At 38.9% G+C, this 1,263-nt stretch carries 1 protein-coding gene and 1 pseudogene; both read left to right on the top strand.

Features of this window, described 5'->3' with window-relative positions:
- Positions 1–420: pseudogene (locus RT405_RS10175) on the top strand (tripartite tricarboxylate transporter permease); the annotation flags it as partial.
- A gap of 109 nt (positions 421–529) precedes the next feature.
- On the top strand, positions 530–1,263 hold a 734-nt coding region (gene mvk, locus RT405_RS10170; protein WP_313469480.1), incomplete at its 3' end, for a mevalonate kinase.

Below are 1,263 nucleotides of genomic sequence, written 5' to 3'. Positions count from 1 at the left end.
GCTTTAGGTATCCCACTATCTCCAACTGCTATCGGACCAGGAAGTGCTTTATTTAATGCACCGCCTGTTTTCACAGTAACGCATAATTTGCATCATTTGTTGAGCCGAGGCGAATTTGTTTGGGCTATTTTAGTAGGAGCAGTAATTTCCAGCTTAATTTCTTATATTATCATCATTCGTTATGCAGGACGCATTTCTCAGTTTGTCCTGACCAAAGTTCCTCATGAAGCGGTTTTAGGGTTGTTCATTTCATTTATCCTATTATTGGCCTACATGGATGCAGGGTTAATTAATATCTTTGGTGTTTTATTGATTGGTATTATCTGCGGGACACTAAATAAAATGGGAGTTAACTATGGGATTCAATTTATGACTCTCTATGCCGCTCCCTGGATCGTTGAAAAGTTGGCTGCTTTATAAAAATAACAAAATCGAAAGGATAGAAAGCTAGTTTATTCGGCTTTTTTCCTTTCCTTTTGATGGCCTTCTTGTTTATGATTAAAAAGATGAATAAAAAAGGAGTAATTTCATGAAAGCAACAGGTACAGCAAATGGAAAAATTATTTTGATGGGGGAACATTCCGTTGTTTATGGCGAGCCTGCTGTGGCCATACCTTTTCCTGCTACTTCAATTGAAACAACGATTAAAAAAATAACTGGTCCTGTTACACTGGATTGTTTTTTCTATCAAGGTCCATTTTCTCAGGCACCAGAACGATTATTGAATTTAACAACCGTTATTGTGAAGACTCTTGAAAAGCTACAACAACCGCTTGAAAATTTTAGTATTACGATTAAAAGTACTATCCCGGCGGAACGAGGAATGGGTTCTAGTGCTGCTGTTGCGGCTGCAACTATCCGTGCACTTTTTAATTATTTTAAAAAAGAGTTGCCCGCTGCTTGTTTAATGGGATTGACCGATATTTCTGAAAAGATTGCTCACGGAAATCCTAGCGGTTTAGATACAGCTATGACGAGCAGCCAATCTCCTCTTTTTTTCATTAAAGGACAGCCGATTGTTCCTTTTTCGTTAAACGTATCAGCTTACTTAGTAGTAGCAGATACAGGAGTTACCGGCCAAACTAAAGAAGCGGTAAATAGTATCGCTCTTTTATCTCAAAGCTCTCCTGAAGAAACAACAGCTGCCATCCATACTCTCGGCAAACTGACGCGACAAGCAAAATCAGCCATTGAACAGAACCGGCCGGCTGATCTAGGTTTTTATATGAATGAAGCGCATCGTCTTTTGGATTTTTTAGGTGT

This window comes from Carnobacterium sp. (assembly GCF_032094055.1).
Lineage (GTDB): Bacteria > Bacillota > Bacilli > Lactobacillales > Carnobacteriaceae > Carnobacterium_A.
The sequence above is the reverse complement of the archived record's forward strand: the minus strand, read 5'-3'. Positions and strand labels throughout refer to the sequence as shown.